Origin of the sequence: Frankia sp. R43, from assembly GCF_001306465.1 — a bacterium.
GTDB classification, from domain to species: Bacteria; Actinomycetota; Actinomycetes; order Frankiales; family Frankiaceae; genus Parafrankia; species Parafrankia irregularis.
The window spans coordinates 1-255 of sequence record NZ_LFCW01000038.1; the positions used below are offsets into that span (position 1 = coordinate 1).

Annotated in this window: 1 pseudogene; it reads left to right on the forward strand. The window is 80.4% G+C overall.

The annotated features are described in order from the left end of the window. Positions 1–255, forward strand: a pseudogene (locus ACG83_RS46400) (cell envelope biogenesis protein TolA); the annotation flags it as partial.

Genomic DNA, 255 nt, shown 5'->3' on the forward strand with positions numbered 1-255 from the left:
GAGCTGGTGCGGCCGGAGCTGGTGCGGCCGGAGCTGGTGCGGCCGGAGCTGGTGCGGCCGGAGCTGGTGCGGCCGGAGCTGGTGCGGCCGGAGCTGGTGCGGCCGGAGCTGGTGCGGCCGGAGCTGGGGCGGCCGGAGCTGGTGCGGCCGGAGCTGGTGCGGCCGGAGCTGGTGCGGCCGGAGCTGGTGCGGCCGGAGCTGGTGCGGCCGGAGCTGGTGCGGCCGGAGCTGGTGCGGCCGGAGCTGGTGCGGCCG